Raw genomic sequence first — 15,914 nt, forward strand, 5'->3', positions numbered from 1 at the left:
GACGCTAAAGGGTGACGTAACGTCAGACTCCAACCCGAATTTCGGAGGTGCCGGTGGAGCGGACGGTCAGTGAAGTGGCGCGGCTCGCCGGTGTCTCGGTGCGCACGCTGCGGCACTACGACGCGATCGGGCTGCTCCCGCCGGGGCGGATCGCCGCGAACGGCTACCGGTACTACGGCCGGCCCGAGCTGCTCCGGCTGCAGCGGATCCTGCTGCTCCGCGAGCTCGGCGTACCGCTGCCGTCGATCGCGCGGATCCTGGACGAGCAGGACGACGAGGTGACCGCGCTGGAGGGGCATCGGGAGCAGCTGCTGCGGGAGCGGAAGCGACTGGACGACATGCTCGGCGCGGTCGAGCGGACGATCGCGGGACTGTCGGGGGACGAGACCGTCGCGGACGAGGAATTCTTCGCGGGCCTGAACGACGCGCGGGCGCGGCTGCGGGAGGAACTGGCCGAGCGGTACGGAGAGGCCGCGGCGGAGGGGTTCGAGAAGGCGGTGCGGGAGACGTCCAGCTGGACGCGGGAAGACTACGAGCGGTTGGGCGACGAGGGGCGCCGGTTGCTGCTGCGGATGGCGGCCGCGCGGGACCGCGGCGTACTGCCGGACTCGGCCGAGGGGCTGGAGCTGATCGAGCAGCACTACCTGGGCGTGCTGGAGGTGTGGCCGGCTACCCCGACCACCTATTACGGGCTCGCGGATCTGCTTGTCGAGAACGCGGACCAGCGGGCGATCATCGCGATGGTGGACGCGGACCTGCCCGAGTGGCTGGCGGCCGGCGTCCGGGCGTATGCGGTGCGACGGCTCGGGTACGTGGGAAACGAAGAGGAAACTGTCCGACGGTCCGTCTAGTGTCGGGTGGGTGAGCGATTCTCTGGTGCACGTCCGCGGTCTGCGGAAGTCGTACGGCGACTTCGAGGCGGTCCGCGGCATCGACCTGGACGTCTGGCGCGGCGAGGCCTTCGGCTTCCTCGGGCCGAACGGCGCGGGCAAGTCGTCGACGATGCGGATGATCGGCGCGGTCTCCCCGACCAGCGGCGGTACGCTGCGGATCCTCGGCATGGACCCGGCCACCGACGGCCCCGCGATCCGCGCCCGGCTCGGCGTCTGCCCGCAGGACGACACCCTCGACACCGAGCTCTCGGTCCGGGAGAACCTGACGATCTACGGGCGGTACTTCGGGCTCAGCCGGGCGGAGTGCCGGCTCCGCGCGGACGAGCTGCTCGAGTTCGTCGCGCTCACCGAGAAGGCGAAGGTCAAGGTCGACGAGCTGTCCGGCGGGATGAAGCGGCGGCTGACGATCGCCCGCTCGCTGGTCAGCAAGCCGGACCTGCTGCTGCTCGACGAACCGACCACCGGACTCGACCCGCAAGCGCGGCATCTGCTGTGGGACAAGCTGTTCCGGCTCAAACAGGCGGGCGTCACGCTGATCATCACCACCCACTACATGGACGAGGCCGAGCAGTTGTGCGACCGGCTCGTGGTGATGGACGGTGGGCTGATCGCGGCCGAGGGGTCGCCGGCCGAGCTGATCCGCGACTACTCGACCCGGGAGGTGACCGAGCTGCGGTTCGGCCCGGACGTGATGCTCGCGGACCACGACGCACTGGCCGGCAAGGTCGAGGACCTCGCCCAGCGCATCGAGGTACTGCCGGACCGGCTGCTGCTCTACACCGACGACGGTGAGCGCGCGGTCGCCCAGGTGCACGAGCGCGGCCTGCAACCGGCCGCCGTGCTGGTCCGCCGCTCCACGCTCGAGGACGTGTTCCTGCGACTGACCGGCCGGACGTTGGTGGACTGAGATGGCCGTTGCCGTGGAGAACGGTCGCCGGATGTTCGACTACTGGCTGACCGTCTACAAGCGGACCTGGAAGGGCACGGTGATCAGCAGTTTCCTGCTGCCGCTGCTCTACCTGGCCGCGATGGGGATCGGGCTCGGCTCGTTCGTGGACAGCAACGGGACCGGTGCGCTCGGCGGCGTCAGCTACCTGCAGTTCATCGCGCCCGGGCTGCTCGCCTCGACGGCGTTGCAGATCGCGGTCGGCGAGGCGACGTACCCGGTGATGGGCGGGCTGAAGTGGCAGAAGTTCTACCACTCGATGATCGCGACCCCGCTGCGGCCGGCGGACGTGGTGTACGGGCAGCTCGGGTTCATCGCGTTCCGGGTGTTCACCTCGTGCACGGTGTTCCTGGTGGTCATCGCGCTGTTCGGCGGGCTGCGGTCGCCGCTCGGGATCCTCGCGCTGCCGGTCGCGCTGCTGGTCGGGATGGCCGTCGCCGCGCCGATCGCGGCGTACGCGACGACGCTGGAGAACGACTCCGGCTTCGCGATCGTGTTCCGGTTCGGGGTGGTGCCGGCGTTCCTGTTCTCCGGCGCGTTCTTCCCGGTGTCGCAGCTGCCGGACTGGATCGAGTGGCTCGCGTACGTGAGCCCGCTGTGGCACGCGGTCGACCTGTCCCGCGCGCTGAGCCTGGGCTCGGTCAACCCGCTGCTCGCGGTCGTCAACGTCGTCTACCTGCTGGCGTGGTTCTCCGTCGGCACCCGCCTCGCCGTCCGCGGCTTCACCAGAAAGCTGATCGGCTGATGGCGACCATCGCAGCGCGCGTCCTTCCGGTGCCGGTCCGCCTCGGCGGCGGCCGGCACATGGTCGAGCGGAACTTCATGCTCTACCGCCGGTCGTGGGTGGTGTTCATCTCCGGGTTCTTCGAGCCGGTGTTCTACCTGCTGTCGATCGGCGTCGGCGTCGCGCACCTGGTCGGCGCGTTCACGCTGTCGGACGGGACGAAGATCGCGTACGCCGCGTTCGTCGCGCCGGCGATGCTCGCCAGTTCCGCGATGAACGGCGCGATCTTCGACTCGACGTACAACATCTTCTTCCGGATGAAGTACGCCAAGCTGTACGACTCGATCCTCGCGACGCCGCTGCGGCCGTGGGACGTGGCCACCGGCGAGGTCACCTGGGCGTTGCTGCGCGGCGCGATCTACTCGGCGATGTTCGTGGTCGTGATGCTGATCATGGGGCTGATCTCGTCGTGGTGGGCGCTGCTCGCGCTGCCGGCGTCGGTGCTGATCGGGTTCGCGTTCGCCGGGGCCGGGATGGCGCTGACCACGTTCATGCGCAGCTGGCAGGACTTCGAGCTGGTGCAGCTCGCGATCATGCCGATGTTCCTGTTCTCGGCCACCTTCTACCCGGTCGAGACGTACCCGGGCGCGATCCGCTGGCTGGTCGAGATCACCCCGCTCTACCAGGGCGTTGTCCTCGAGCGCGCGTTCAGCACCGGCGCGGTCGGCTGGTTCCTGCTGGTGCACGCGCTGTACCTGGCCGCCATGGGCACCTTCGGGATGTACGTCGCGTCCCGCCGCCTCGGCAAGCTCCTGCTGAAGTGAGCGGAACCAGCACCCCCTGTCCCACCGTCCGACCCTGCATGACCGATGAGTCCTTCCACGATCTGGTGCGGGCACCGAAGGTGGCGCTGCCGGGCGGACCGCGGCGCTGGGTCGAGGACTCGTTCCGCTTACTGGCCGACCACTTCGGTACGGCGGTCCTGCGACGGCCGGTCGTCGTACCGGACGAGTTCGTGCCACCCGGGTACGACGGCTCGGCCGCGGCCGCGCGGGACGTCTGCGCGCGGGTCTGCGAACACCTGGGGATCCCGGCCGAGCGGGTGCATCTCAGTTTCCGGTTGGAGAAGGTCGCCGAGGCCGCCGAGTTGCTCGGGTCGGCGATGCTCGACGGCTATCTCGACCCGGAACACCCGTTGTCGCAGGGCGCGGCGCCCGGCGACCGCGCGGCGGTACGGACCCATTCGAGCCGCCTGGGTACGGCGTCGTTCGAGCAGGTGGACCGGATCATCGAGGCCGAGTTGGCAGCCGACGAGGACAGCCTGCTGCCGTTCCTGGTGCGGCGGCTCGGTGCCGACGAGTTCGGTGCCGAGGTGGTGCGGTGCCTGCTGGCGGCCGCCGATCCGGGGCGGGCCGGCGTCGTTCACCCCGCCGTACAGGCCGGCCCGGCGCTCGGGCGGTGGATCGACCTGGGTGCGGAATCTCCTGGCATCGAACCGATTCCGGGGCATTGCGCGATCCTGCTGCGGTCCGATGTGATCGCCGATCCGCTGAAACTGCTCGCCGCGGTGTCGCACGAGTTGAGCCACGAGCTGCTGGCCCGGCCGGCTCCGCCTTGGGCGTCCGGGCCGCTCGAGGAACCGTTGACCGACCTGTGCGCGTTGTTCCACGGGTTCGGTGTCGTGCTCGTCAACGCGGCCGTCGACGAGACCACGCTCGACGACGAATGGGTCCACACGTCCGGCTACCTCGGCGAACACGCGGTCGCCGAGGCGCTCGCGCTGTACCGCTTCCGCCAGCACCGGCTGCTCCGCGACGGTCCACTGCTCCCGGGCTGGCACCAGGCACTCGACCCGGCACCACGGGCCCGTTTCGCGGCCCGTCTGGAGGAACTGATCGGAGGTCCGCCGACCGTGCTGGGTTGGTGATACAGCTGCAACATTTCCGATGGAATGGGCGCCGGGTCGACCGCGTCAGTTCCGGTATGAATCTGATCGGTGCCTGGCGGCGTCGGCAACGTGAACGCGATCTCCTCTACGGCCCGAAGGTGATGCTGCCCGGCGGACCCGAGCAGTGGATCGAGGACTCGCTGGACTGGCTGATCGGCCGGTTCGGCGTCGAACCGCTGCGCCGCCGGCCGGTACTGCCGAGTGCCTTCGTCCCTGCCCGGTACGACGGGTCCGAGCACGCCGCGCGGGAACTCTGCCTCCGGGTCTGCGCCTGGATGGAGGTGCCGGACGACCGGATCCGGTTCAGCTTCCGGATGGAGGACGTCCGCGCCGCGGGCCGCAGTACCGCCGCCCGCCGCCTGCAGGCCGAGCATCCCGCACTGACGGGGATTTCGGGGCTCCAGGCAACGATGTCGGCGGTCGAGGTCGAGGAGCTGGCCGCGGCCGGGTACGCGCCCGAGATCGCGGTCCTCGCCGAGCGGGAGCTGGCCGCCGAGGTGAAGCGCAGTACGGCGCTCCGCGACACGACCGATCCGGAGCAGCGCGCCGAACTGTACGAACGTGCCGTCGCGGTCTGGTCGGCGCCGGCCGGCACCGGTTCGCGCGCCGCCTGGCTCGACCTGCGCACCGGAGGCCACGAAGGTACGGCGGTGATGCTGTCGGCGACCACCCGGTCCGACCCGTCCGCGGTGATCGCGGCGACGGCGCACGAGCTGGGCCACGAGGTGCTGTGGGGCTACCACCTGATGGACCGGAGCCGGCCGGACGCGGAGGCGGTGACCGACCTGTTCGCGGTGTTCCACGGCTTCGGGATCTTCCTCGCGAACCAGGCCGTCGAACGGGTCCCCGGGCGCCGCTCGATGCGGCAGAGCCTCGGCTACCTGGGGGAACGCGGCGCCTCGGACGCCCTCGCGGCGTACTGCTTCCGCCGGCACACACTGTGGCCGGAGTCGCTGCTGCCGGTGATGCCGACCGAGCTGGACCGCGCGGTCCGGATCCGCACGTTCGCCCGGCTCGCGGCGCTGGTGAAGCGCGCCGAGATCGACTCGATCCAGGAGGGCTCGCCGCTACGCTGAGCGGTGACGCAGCGGGACCGGGAGGTTTCGCTGCGAGGTCGGGCAGGCATGATTCGGCGGGTGAGGAACCCGATCGGCACGATCAAACGAAGCCAGCAGCTGCGCTCCCAGCTGAAGGCACCCCGCGAGCGCCTGCGCGGCGGCAGCCGCCGCTGGATCCGGATGTCGATGGACTGGCTGATCGAGGAGTTCGGCAAGGACGTCGTCCACCGGCCGATCGTGCTCCCCACCGAGGTGATCCCTTCCGGGTACGACGGGAGCGAGGCCGCGGCGACCGCGTTGTGCGAACTGGTCGACGGGCGGATGGACCTGCGCCCGGGGCAGTGCGGGCTGAGCTTCGAGCTGAACGGCGTACGCCGTTCGGTCCGCGCGCACATCGTCAAGGAGCAGTCCGGCCGCTGGATCCGGGGCGAGCCGAGGAACGAGATCCAGCTCGCGCCCGCGCTGGCGGCCGACCCCGTCGCGCTGACAGCGATCTATGCCCATGAGGTCGGCCACGAGCTGCTCCTCGGCGGCGGCCGCATCACCCGCGCCGCTCGCCCAGACCACGAGTCCCTGACCGACCTGATCACGGTCTTCTATGGCCTGGGCATCTTCACCGCCAATGCAGCCTACGAACGCCGCCCCCGCCCCAACGGCCGGGGCAAACAACCTGTTGCCCGCGGCTACCTCCGCGAAGCAGTCCTCTCCGAAGCCCTCGCCTACTACGCCATGCTCCGAGGCGAACGTACGCCCACCTGGGATCAGCACCTGGACCCACCCGTACGCCGAGGCATGCGCACCCACCTGGCAATCCTCCACCGCTAACCGGTCCTGTCAGCCAAGCAGTTTGCGGGTCCAGAAGTCGCCGCCGCGGAGGAGGGAGGTTCGGCTGGGGCCGGTTACGTGGTCTACCAGGTGGAGGTACGTGATGGTTTGGTAGAGCACGCCTACTTCCTCGGCGAGCTGGACCGCGTGGCGTAGGGCGGTGGGGGTGGCGTACTCCTCCCACTCGGCCAGGTAGGCGTCTCGCACTCGCGGGTCCGCCGACAGTGGCGAGCGCTTCTCGACAAACGTCACCAAGTCGAGGAACGGGTGTGCCAGCGCCGCATCCGTCCAGTCGAAGGCGAGTACCTTCCCGTCCCGCACCGCCAGGTTCCGCGGGTGCAGGTCGCCGTGCAGCAACGTCTCCGGTAGGCCGATCTCCGCGAGTTCGGTGATTGCCTCGCGCAACTGCTTCGCCCGGTCCGGCAGTTTGGCGAGCTCCGGCGGAGCGAGGCGTTGTGTCAGCTTGTTCGGTTCGAGGAGGCGGTCCAGTTCCGAGTCGAGTACGGCGAGTCGCCGATCGGCGCAGCTGTACTCGAGCAATCGGTCGGACTCCGCCGCGTAGCTCCGCTGCAGCCGAGCATGGTTGCGTACGGCATCGATCCACAGCGCGACGTCTGTTTCCTCGCCGAGCGGCGTACCGAGATCGGCCAGCAACAGCCACCGGCGCGCCTCGTCGATCGCGATCGGCGCCGGGATCTCCCCGGGCCGATCCGCGGACGCGTGCTGCAGGAACCGCGGCTCATGGGCGAACAGGAACGGGAGCGCCTCAGGATCGGTCGACGCCTGCGAAAGTGCCTTGAAATATACGTCCCCGTCGGTAGTCGGGACACGCAGTACGTCGGACAGCCCCCACGTTTTCACCTGCGTCCACGGACCGGTCGCCTGTACGTGTTTCCCGATCCACCGCAGTTCCTCGTCGTACCGCTCCCGCGATTCGAGCAGGTACGTGACCGGTTCGTCGGATACGCACTCGCGGACGACGGCCTCGACGCCGTACTGCTCGTGCAGCGCCCGCAGCACCGGCTCCACGTCCGGGAACCAGAAGTCGTCCGGCATCTCGACCGTGAAGACCTGTTCTGCGACGTGAGCCCGGACTTCCATGGGCTGAAGCGTATGTTCCCGGTGCAACTGCTTTTCCCCGTTAAGGTGCATGTCGTGATCGATGCCAGAGATGTTGCGCGGGCGGCCGATCTGCTGCACGACGTGGTCGCGCCGACGCCCCTGGAGTACTCGCGCTGGCTGAGCGACCTGGTCGGCGGCGACGTGTTCCTGAAGTGCGAGAACCTGCAGCGCACCGGGTCCTTCAAGCTGCGCGGGGCGTACGTCCGGATGGCCCGGCTGTCCATGGCGGAACGTGCACGCGGCGTCGTCGCGGCCAGCGCCGGGAACCACGCGCAGGGCGTCGCGCTCGCCGCGCAACTGCTCGGCATCAAGGCGACCGTGTTCATGCCGAACGGCGCACCGATCCCGAAGGAGAAGGCGACCCGGGCGTACGGCGCCGAGATCCGGTTCGCGGGGACGTCGATCGACGACTGCCTGATCGCGGCGCGGGCGTTCGAGGCGGAGACCGGCGCGATCCTGATCCACCCGTTCGACCACCCGGACATCGTCGCGGGACAGGCCACGACCGGGCTGGAGATCGTCGAGCAGTGCCCGCAGGTGCGGACCGTCGTCGTACCGACCGGAGGCGGCGGGCTGCTCGCCGGGATCGCGGCGGCGATGCAGCGTGACGGCCAGCCGATCGAGGTGGTCGGCGTACAGGCGGCCGGCGCAGCGGCGTACCCGGCCTCGCTGGCGGCGGGGGAGCCGGTGCAGCTGGAGCGGATGCGGACGATCGCGGACGGGATCGCGGTCGGGCTGCCCGGGAAGGTCCCGTTCGAGACGGTCCAGCGGTACGTCGGTGACGTCCGGACCGTCGGCGAGGACTCGTTGTCGAAGGCGTTGCTGCTGGTCCTCGAACGCGCGAAGCTCGTCGTCGAACCGGCCGGTGCCGCCGCGGTGGCCGCCGTACTCGACGAGCCGAAGCGGTTCAAGCCGCCGGTGGTCGTCGTACTGTCCGGGGGCAACATCGACCCGCTGCTGCTGATGCGCGTGATCCGCCAGGGCATGGCCGCGGCCGGCCGCTACCTGTCCGTCAGGGTACGGATCCCCGACACGCCAGGTGGGCTGGCGATGCTGCTGACCCAGATCGCCGCGCTGGACGCGAACCTGATCGAGGTACTGCACGAACGCATCTCGGAAACCCTCAGCCTGGACGAGGTCGAGGTCGCCCTGCAACTGGAACTGCGCGGCGAGGACCACCGCGAACGCCTGCTCGCCGGGCTACTCGCGAACGGCTACACCTACACGCTCAACTGAGCGTCGTAGCCGGCGCGGGTTCGCAGGTCTTCACCAGCGGGGCGTGCAGCCGCTGGGCGAGCACCTGACGCTGGGTCGGCTGGGCCTCGGCCTGTCGCTGCAGGCCCTCGTCGGTCAGCCGGACGTTGATCGCGCGGCGGTCCTCGGGGCACATGTGCCGCTCGACCAGGCCGGCGATCTCCAGGCGGCCGATCACCCGGGACAGCGCGCTCTGGCTGAGGTGCACGGACTTCGCGATCGTCGCCACCTTCGCGGAATGCTCCGGGAACTCGGCGAGCCGCTCGAGCACCTCGTACTCACTCATGCCGAGCGAGTGCCCGGCCTGCAGTGCCCGGTCGAGGGCGCAGGTCAGGTCCGCGTGGCGGGCCAGCAGCTCGCGCCATTCGCGCACATCGGCGGTGGTTTCACCAGTCCCACCGCTGACCTTCGTAGCGGTCATGTCGGTCAACATAGCATGCGGCTGCAATCAATGCAAACGCATTTAATGCCTAGACATTAGATGCACACGCATGCAATAGTCTCTTCTCGTGACTACGCAAACCACATCTCCCGCCCGCATGACCTGGGATGCCCGTCTCTGGGGCGCACTCCTGGTGGTCTGCGGCGTGATCTTCCTCGACGGCCTGGACGTGTCGATGGTCGGCATGTCGCTGCCGTCCATCGGCGCCGACCTCGGCGTCTCCCTTGCCTCTCTGCAGTGGGTCGTGACCGGCTACGTGCTCGGGTACGGCGGTCTGCTGCTGCTCGGCGGCCGGACCGCCGACCTGCTCGGCCGGCGCCGGGTCTTCCTGATCGCGCTGGCCGTCTTCGCCGTCGTCTCGATGCTGAGCTCGCTGGCGAGCAACCCCGAACTGCTCATCGCGGCGCGGTTCGTGAAGGGCATCGCCGCGGCGTTCACCGCCCCGGCCGCGCTCTCGATCATCACCACCACCTTCCACGAGGGACCGGATCGCAACCGGGCCCTCAGCATCTTCACCACCTGCGCCGCCAGCGGCTTCTCGATGGGCCTGATCCTCGGCGGCGCGCTCACCGAGGTCGGCTGGCGCTGGACCTTCCTGATGCCCGGCCCGGTCGCCCTGATCGTGCTGCTGTTCGGCCTCAAGCTGATCCCGAACAGCCCGCGGGACGACGCCGCCGGCGGGTACGACGTACCCGGCGCGGTTACCGTCACCGGCGGCATGCTGTCGCTGGTCTACGCGGTCGTCGGCGCCGAACACGCCGGCTGGGTGTCGCTGCAGACCATCGGGCTGTTCGTACTGGCCGTCGTACTGCTGGCCGGCTTCGTCGCGATCGAGCTGCGCACCAAGCACCCGCTGGTCCGGCTCGGCATCCTCCGCAACGCGTCGCTGCGGCGCGCGAACCTGGCCATCCTGACCGTCTTCGGTTCGTACGTCGCGTTCCAGCTGATCGGCACCATGTACCTGCAGAACCTGCTCGGCTGGTCGTCGTTCCAGACCGCGCTCGGGTTCCTCCCGGCCGGCCTGCTGGTCGCCACGCTGTCCCCGAACGTCGGCAAGATCGTCGACCGGGTCGGGACCGAGAAGATGATCATCGTCGCGATGGCGCTGTTCGTGGCCGGGTACGCCCTGAGCCTGCGGATCGGGCCGGAGTCGGCGTACTTCTCGACCGTGTTCCCGACGATCATGCTGCTCGGGCTCGGGTTCGCGCTCGGGTTCCCGTCGCTGAACATCCAGGCCGTGTCCGGGGTCCCGGACCACGAGCAGGGGCTGGCGTCGGGGCTGTTCAACACGTCGAACCAGGTCGGCGGAGCCGTCGTACTGGCGATCGTGACCGCGGTGATCAGCGGTCAGACGGTCGGCGTCACCGCGGCCGCCGGGGTGCTGTCGGCGTACAAGTCCGGGCTCGGGGTCGTGACCGGGATCGCGGCGCTCGGTCTGGTGATCGCGCTGACCGGTCTGCGCGGGCTGAAGGCGCGCCGGGCGGCCGAGGAAGCCGAGGCGGCGGAGCTGGCCGCCGTACAGGACGAGCTGGCGGCGGAGGAGATGACGCCGGCGGCGTGACAACAACCAGCCCGTTGTGGCTGTGAAGTGATAGAGAGCGGACGGTGCGGACTCCTTCGGGGGTCCGCACCACTGCTTTTCGGGGGATTCCCCGATTGGTTTCGACCCGGCGGGGTGCTGGACTGGACGCATGAGCAACCAGAGCTACGACGAGAAGGTCAAGGACATCCTGGACCGCGTCGCCAAGGGCCACCTCTCCACCGAGGAAGGTGCCACGCTGATCACCGCCCTCAAAACCGCCGGCGCGGCTGACACCGGAGCACCGACCGGCACCTCTCCGGTTGCCGACGACACACAAACCACCACCCCCGACCACCCAGCCGCCGCCGCGGCCCCCTCCCCAGAAGTCTGGGCCGACGCCGTCGACTCACCCACCACCCCACCCGACGAAGCCGCGGCCGATACCACCACCGGCGCGACCGCCGCCCCCACAGCCGTGCCCACCGCGGGATCTACCGCAGAGCCCACCGCTGAGCGGGCCGGGGAGCCGGGCGCGCGGCATGCCGCGGAGCCCTCGTCCGTGCAGGATGTCGTGCCTGAGGAGGTTGAGGGAGTGCCGGCTGAGGAGGAGCACAGTAACGTGCCTATTCCGTCTGGGGTGCAGCGGGTGACGGTGCGGGCGATCGGGCGCCGGGTGCGGCTGATCGGGGAACCGGCCGTGAACGGGGTCGCGGTGGACGGGCCGCACGTGATCAAGCGCGACGGCGACACGCTCGCGATCAGCAGCGAGGGCGACATGGGTGTCTCGATCGACGGGTTCAGCATGCTGCGCAACCCGACCGACCTGAAGGCCCACGTCAACGGCCTCGCCAAGGAACTGTCGATCCGCGTCAACCCGCACCTCGAGGTCGAGGTCGAGGTGACCGGCGGCAGCGTGAACGCCGAGCGCCTCCCCGGCCTGACCAAGGTCCGCGTCACCGCCGGCACCGCGAAGGTCGCCGACGTCGACGGCCCCATCGACGTACTCGTCCAGGCCGGCTCCGCGACCCTGGACGCCCAGCTCACCAAGGGCCGCTCCCGCGTCCGCGTCGAGTCCGGTACGGCGAACGTCGCCCTCCGCCGCGGCTCCGACGTCCACGTCCACACCGAGGCCCAACTCGGCCGCGTGACCTGGGCCGGCGCCGTCTCCGGCCAGTCCAAGGACGTGGAAATCGGCCGCGGCCGCGCCGCCCTCGACGTAGAGGTCCTGGTCGGCACCGCCCAGATCACCTCCGACTGAGCGACTGATTCGCACCGAACGACCGCCGGGTGGCAGGCCCGTGATTCTCCCGCCACCCGGACGGTCATGGTGTGCCTACGGTGCATCGATACGCAGGACACGAACGGACTCGCGATCACCGTGGAGCGCCAGCCTGCGCGCCAAGGACTCCTCGTAGGTTGTGACGAGCAACTGGCCGAGAACGCCTTGCGACGTCAGATCGGTGAGCATGCGGCCGATCGTCCAGCGGTTCCTCGGATCGAGATGTTCGAGTGGCTCGTCCAGCAGCATCAGCGGAGCCGCGGTGAGCGCCTTCAGCGCCGCCACCTTGTACACCAGGAGCGACTGGGCCTTCTCACCTCCGGACAGTGAGTGGTAGTCGACCGTCTTGTCACCTCGCGCGGCCTGGATCGCGCCGTCGCGCGAAACGGTGAGACTGTCACCGCCTGGCAACTGCTTCCAATGGCCACGAATCAGCCTGACCAAGGGGTCGGCGCCACGTGCGGTCAGATCCCCGGCGACCGCCTCAACAGTGTCTCCCAGAACCGTCGCATAGGCCTGTCGCCGATAGCTCCTGACAGCAACCTCGAACATCCGGTTCTGACTCTGCAGCCGTTGTTCCTCGCTGCGTGCGACACCGAGCCGGTCCCGCAGCACCTCGCATCGCGCCTGTTGCTCCCCGAGCAGCTCGGTCAGGCGATGGCCGGAGTACGAGGCAAGCTCGGGAGAGGCCGGATCTGCAGTCTCGTCCACGTCAGCCAATGGAGCGGGCAACGGCTCCGAGAGAGTCACCCGGAACTCGCGAAGCTTCTCCAGGTGCGAGCCCAGGGATGCCGTCTGCGCTTCCAGGCCGGACGCCTCCTGCTCCAGCCGTCGGATCTCCCCGCGGTGTCCCTCGGCAGCCTTCTCCGCGGCGGTTGCGTCGAGTTGCCGAAGACACACCGGGCAATCGTCGCCGGGATGGAGAAGACGTAGCTGATCTGCGGACACCGCGGCCATGGCACGACTGCGGGCAGCTCGCTGGACGAGTTCGTCCCACCGGGCCCGCAGCCGCTTGCCCATCGCGTCGACCGTCGTGAGTGTCAGCTGATGCGGCGGAAGCGATTCGCCTTCCCGCTCGGCAATTCGGAGTACGCCGGCAGTTGCCTCGGCGTGACGCGTTCGTACAGCCTCCGCGCCAGCTCTCCATTCGGTCCGTCGCTGCTCGATCGTGGCCCGCTTCTCCCGGGCGGCGAGCTCGACCTGGAGCTGCCGCAGACGCTCGGCGGCGACTTCGTACTCGCTCTCGGCAGTGAGCAACGCCGTCTGCGCGGCGCTAATCACCTCGGCGTCGATCTTCTTGGCCTCTCGTGCCTGGCGTTCAGACGCTCTGGCCTCGCTGCGAGCGGCGCGCTGCACGTCCGTCAGGACGTCGAGCCGGAGCAGGCGGGAAACCTCCGTGGTGAGGTCGACGCCGATCGGTCGATCGTGTTCCCGCCAGATGGCGTCGTCGGAGCCTATGAGCAGTCGGCTCAGCAGTGCGGGAGGGGCACCCAGCGCGGCGGTGATCAGTTGCGCCCAATCATCGTCGTCGGTGCCGGATCCGTCCGCTGTGTGGAACTCGACTGAGCTTTTGGGCCTGCGTGCTTTTGTCGCAGCGGTCATCGAACGGGTGACGCTCACTGGTCCGCGGCTGGGCAACTCGAGGTCCAGCCTCACTCGGCAAGGTCCGTTGCCGCGCCTGGCATTGTCGGCATCGATCCCCGACTCCGGCCCGAGCAGAGCCCAAGCGATCGATTCGAGGAGTGAGGTCTTTCCCGTTCCGTTCCGCGCGACGACGAATGTCGTCCCGCCGAACAGCTGGAGGTCGAGATTGTCGAAAGCCTTCCAGTTCTGCAGCCGGACGCGACTAATCATCGTCGCCACCGGCGATGTCGTCGAGCTCGTGGGCGAGTTGATCGGCGGTCCAGTTGCCCGCGAGCGTTGCCGTCACACGCTGCACAACCCAGTCCTCGATGTGATCGTCCAACGAGCCGTAGGCGGCCTTCTTCGCCTCCAGTTGCACCTTCTTCGCGCGGATCGCCCGCGCCTTGGCTGCGGCGATCTCGCCGATGTTCTGTGGATCGATCAGCTGGCTGAGCCCGACGGCGATCGGTGCTTGCGGAAGGTCCGACCAGTCGTGGTGTGCCGGAGCGAGCAGTTCTTGGACGGCTCGTCGTACCGATTCGTAGCGGGTGTCCGGACGGCCAGGCAGTTCGTACGCGTCGATCACCAGGCAGGGGAACGGCGGGCTCGGTCGGCAGAGGATCACAGCGTCGGCGTCGGTCGTTGTGTTCAGCAACTCGGCGCCGGTCTGCAGGACGTCGGTCGGCGGAACGACGTCCCAGAGGACCACTACCAGGACGCGCAGCTGCTGGCCGTCGACGATGAAATCGGCTGCGGAACTCCCGTGGGCCGACGGCCGGCGTTCAGGGAGCACCGTGACCGGATGCTCGAGGTTCTCGAGCTCGGCCAGAATTGTCCGGAGGACGACCGGCCGCTCCGGCGCGGGAACCGGCGGGTCGTCGGCATGCAGATCGATGGCGCACCCCTGTCTCGATCGTTGGGTCTGATGTGTGGCTGTGCCCGACAAGGTATGGCTTTTCGGCCCGCTCGGGCGGGGCGAATCCGGAGCCTGTGGACAACCGTCAGTGCGCGGCGGGGATGTCGGCCAAGTTCTTCTGCGTTCGGAGTGGGGAGAAGTACAGGAAGGATGTGCCGGCCAGGGTGGCGAAGCCGGCTGTGTAGAGGGTGGGGCGGAGGCCGAGGGTGGTGCCGAGGAGGCCGCCCAGGAGGCTGCCGAGGGGGGTGGCGCCCCAGGAGACGAAGCTCATGGTGGCGCTGACTCGGCCCTGGAGGTCCGGTGGGCAGACGCGTTGGCGGGTGCTGGCGGCGAGGATGTACGCGACGATGATCGAGAAGCCTGCCAGCAGGGTTGCGAGGACGTACCAGGCCAGTTGCCAGCCGCGGTTCGTCAGTGCCTGCAGGACGAACGCGACTCCGATACCTGTTGTCGAGAGCAACAAAGCGCGGGCGTCGCCGAGCCAGGTGCTGATCCGCTCGGTGACGACCGAGGCGACGATCGCGCCGAGCAGGCCGAGCATGCTGAGGATGCCGATCGTGCTCGGGCGGAGGTGCAGTTGGCGGACCAGGAAGACCACCATGACCGCGCCGTTCGCGGACTGGAACAGCATTGTCGTGGTCTGGTTGAGCGCGATCGGCCGGAGCAGCGGGTGCTTGAACACGTACCGCAGGCCCTCGCGGATCTCGCGGCGCAGGTGTGGGCGTTCGGGTTTGACCGGCGCGGGCTCGGGGGTGCGGATGCTGCGGAGCCAAATCGCCGACCAGACGAAGCTCAGCGCGTCCAGGCCGATCGTGACCGCGGCGCCGATCCACTGCACGAGGATGCCGCCCGCGCCGGCGCCGATCACGGCCGCGACCGAGTGGTTCGCGGCGAGCTTCGCGTTGCCCGGGAGGAGCTGGTCGGCGTTCAGCAGCCGCGGCGGATAGGTGCTGTGGGCAACGTCGAACAGTACGGTCAGTACGCCGGCCAGCGCGAGTACGACGTACAGCTGCGGCAGGCTGAGTACGCCGAACGCCGCCGCCACCGGGATCGATCCGAACAGGACGGCCCGGCCGAGGTCCGCGGCGATCAGTACCGGCAGACAGCGGACCCGGTCGACCCACGCGCCGGCGAACAGCCCGAGCAGCAGCCAGGCCGCGGTCTCGCAGGTGCGCAGCAGCGACACCTGGAACGTCGTCGCGTCGAGCGTCAGCACCGCGAGCAGCGGTATGGCGAACATCGTCAGCCGGCTGCCGAGCTGGCTGAGCAGATCGGCGAGCCAGAGCCGCCGGAAGTCGGGGTGCCTCAGAATGCCCATGTCCTGGACCGTAAGCAGGATACTTGAGTGCTGTCGACTCAAGT

General features: G+C 69.2%; 15 protein-coding genes. 10 read left to right on the forward strand and 5 right to left on the reverse strand.

The annotated features are described in order from the left end of the window. Positions 1–53 precede the first annotated feature (53 nt). Genes ACQHIV_RS39070 through ACQHIV_RS39100 form a run of 7 tightly spaced genes read left to right on the forward strand, consistent with a single transcriptional unit; the run spans position 54 to position 6,394 of the window. Positions 54–851, forward strand: coding sequence for a MerR family transcriptional regulator (locus tag ACQHIV_RS39070; RefSeq protein WP_427889370.1), 798 nt, complete (start codon positions 54–56; stop codon positions 849–851). A 10-nt stretch (positions 852–861) separates the two neighbouring features. After that, positions 862–1,800, forward strand: coding sequence for an ABC transporter ATP-binding protein (locus ACQHIV_RS39075; protein WP_427889371.1), 939 nt, complete (start codon positions 862–864; stop codon positions 1,798–1,800). Between the two features lies 1 nt (position 1,801). Further along, complete coding sequence (locus ACQHIV_RS39080) at positions 1,802–2,584, forward strand: ABC transporter permease (protein WP_427889372.1); 783 nt, start codon at positions 1,802–1,804, stop codon at positions 2,582–2,584. Next, complete coding sequence (locus tag ACQHIV_RS39085; protein WP_380193691.1) at positions 2,584–3,387, forward strand: ABC transporter permease; 804 nt, start codon at positions 2,584–2,586, stop codon at positions 3,385–3,387. The genes ACQHIV_RS39080 and ACQHIV_RS39085 overlap by 1 nt, the downstream gene beginning before the upstream one ends. 38 nt (positions 3,388–3,425) lie before the next feature. Further along, a complete protein-coding gene (locus tag ACQHIV_RS39090) occupies positions 3,426–4,490 on the forward strand; it encodes a hypothetical protein (RefSeq protein WP_427889373.1) in 1,065 nt (354 codons plus the stop codon). 56 nt (positions 4,491–4,546) lie between these two features. After that, the gene (locus ACQHIV_RS39095) at positions 4,547–5,587 is read left to right on the forward strand and encodes a hypothetical protein (RefSeq protein ID WP_427889374.1); all 1,041 of its coding nucleotides are present in this window, start codon (positions 4,547–4,549) and stop codon (positions 5,585–5,587) included. Between the two features lie 60 nt (positions 5,588–5,647). Further along, a complete protein-coding gene (locus ACQHIV_RS39100; protein ID WP_427889375.1) occupies positions 5,648–6,394 on the forward strand; it encodes a hypothetical protein in 747 nt (248 codons plus the stop codon). A gap of 9 nt (positions 6,395–6,403) precedes the next feature. On the opposite strand, the gene ACQHIV_RS39105 is transcribed toward ACQHIV_RS39100, so the two are convergent. After that, the gene (locus ACQHIV_RS39105; RefSeq protein ID WP_427889376.1) at positions 6,404–7,495 is read right to left on the reverse strand and encodes an aminoglycoside phosphotransferase family protein; all 1,092 of its coding nucleotides are present in this window, start codon (positions 7,493–7,495) and stop codon (positions 6,404–6,406) included. A gap of 54 nt (positions 7,496–7,549) precedes the next feature. Here ACQHIV_RS39105 and ilvA point away from each other — a divergent pair, with 54 nt between their 5' ends. After that, complete coding sequence (gene ilvA, locus ACQHIV_RS39110; protein ID WP_427889377.1) at positions 7,550–8,752, forward strand: threonine ammonia-lyase; 1,203 nt, start codon at positions 7,550–7,552, stop codon at positions 8,750–8,752. On the opposite strand, the gene ACQHIV_RS39115 is transcribed toward ilvA, so the two are convergent. Then, a complete protein-coding gene (locus ACQHIV_RS39115; RefSeq protein ID WP_427889378.1) occupies positions 8,745–9,191 on the reverse strand; it encodes a MarR family winged helix-turn-helix transcriptional regulator in 447 nt (148 codons plus the stop codon). The genes ilvA and ACQHIV_RS39115 overlap by 8 nt on opposite strands. An 88-nt stretch (positions 9,192–9,279) precedes the next feature. Between ACQHIV_RS39115 and ACQHIV_RS39120 the strand changes: the two genes are divergently transcribed. Both ACQHIV_RS39120 and ACQHIV_RS39125 read left to right on the forward strand, forming a co-directional pair. Continuing rightward, positions 9,280–10,773: an MFS transporter gene (locus ACQHIV_RS39120; RefSeq protein ID WP_427889379.1), complete on the forward strand. Its 1,494-nt coding sequence runs from the start codon at positions 9,280–9,282 to the stop codon at positions 10,771–10,773. Between the two features lie 130 nt (positions 10,774–10,903). Beyond that, positions 10,904–11,992 carry a hypothetical protein gene (locus tag ACQHIV_RS39125; protein ID WP_427889380.1) on the forward strand — a complete coding sequence of 363 codons (1,089 nt, stop codon included), beginning with the start codon at positions 10,904–10,906 and terminating at the stop codon, positions 11,990–11,992. Positions 11,993–12,067: 75 nt separating this feature from the next. Here ACQHIV_RS39125 and ACQHIV_RS39130 read toward each other — a convergent pair whose 3' ends face one another. From ACQHIV_RS39130 to ACQHIV_RS39140, 3 genes are all read right to left on the reverse strand, one after another. Beyond that, positions 12,068–13,867 (reverse strand): AAA family ATPase, encoded by a 1,800-nt coding sequence (locus ACQHIV_RS39130; RefSeq protein ID WP_427896651.1) that lies wholly within the window; start codon positions 13,865–13,867, stop codon positions 12,068–12,070. Next, entirely contained in the window at positions 13,860–14,429 is a 570-nt protein-coding gene (locus tag ACQHIV_RS39135; RefSeq protein WP_427889381.1) for a hypothetical protein, read from the reverse strand. The genes ACQHIV_RS39130 and ACQHIV_RS39135 overlap by 8 nt, the downstream gene beginning before the upstream one ends. 208 nt (positions 14,430–14,637) lie before the next feature. After that, positions 14,638–15,870, reverse strand: a complete 1,233-nt coding sequence (locus ACQHIV_RS39140; RefSeq protein ID WP_427889382.1) for an MFS transporter — start codon at positions 15,868–15,870, stop codon at positions 14,638–14,640. Positions 15,871–15,914 lie beyond the last annotated feature (44 nt).

The organism is Kribbella polygonati, from assembly GCF_050320105.1.
Lineage (GTDB): Bacteria > Actinomycetota > Actinomycetes > Propionibacteriales > Kribbellaceae > Kribbella.

Excerpts from the sequence above, each read along its gene's own strand:
- ACQHIV_RS39080 (WP_427889372.1), top strand. The coding sequence starts at position 1,802 with ATGGCCGTTGCCGTGGAGAACGGTCGCCGGATGTTCGACTACTGGCTG.
- ACQHIV_RS39085 (WP_380193691.1), top strand. The coding sequence starts at position 2,584 with ATGGCGACCATCGCAGCGCGCGTCCTTCCGGTGCCGGTCCGCCTCGGC.
- ACQHIV_RS39090 (WP_427889373.1), top strand. The coding sequence starts at position 3,426 with ATGACCGATGAGTCCTTCCACGATCTGGTGCGGGCACCGAAGGTGGCG.
- ACQHIV_RS39095 (WP_427889374.1), top strand. The coding sequence starts at position 4,547 with ATGAATCTGATCGGTGCCTGGCGGCGTCGGCAACGTGAACGCGATCTC.
- ACQHIV_RS39105 (WP_427889376.1), bottom strand. The coding sequence starts at position 7,495 with ATGGAAGTCCGGGCTCACGTCGCAGAACAGGTCTTCACGGTCGAGATG.
- ACQHIV_RS39115 (WP_427889378.1), bottom strand. The coding sequence starts at position 9,191 with ATGACCGCTACGAAGGTCAGCGGTGGGACTGGTGAAACCACCGCCGAT.
- ACQHIV_RS39125 (WP_427889380.1), top strand. The coding sequence starts at position 10,904 with ATGAGCAACCAGAGCTACGACGAGAAGGTCAAGGACATCCTGGACCGC.
- ACQHIV_RS39130 (WP_427896651.1), bottom strand. The coding sequence starts at position 13,867 with ATGATTAGTCGCGTCCGGCTGCAGAACTGGAAGGCTTTCGACAATCTC.
- ACQHIV_RS39140 (WP_427889382.1), bottom strand. The coding sequence starts at position 15,870 with ATGGGCATTCTGAGGCACCCCGACTTCCGGCGGCTCTGGCTCGCCGAT.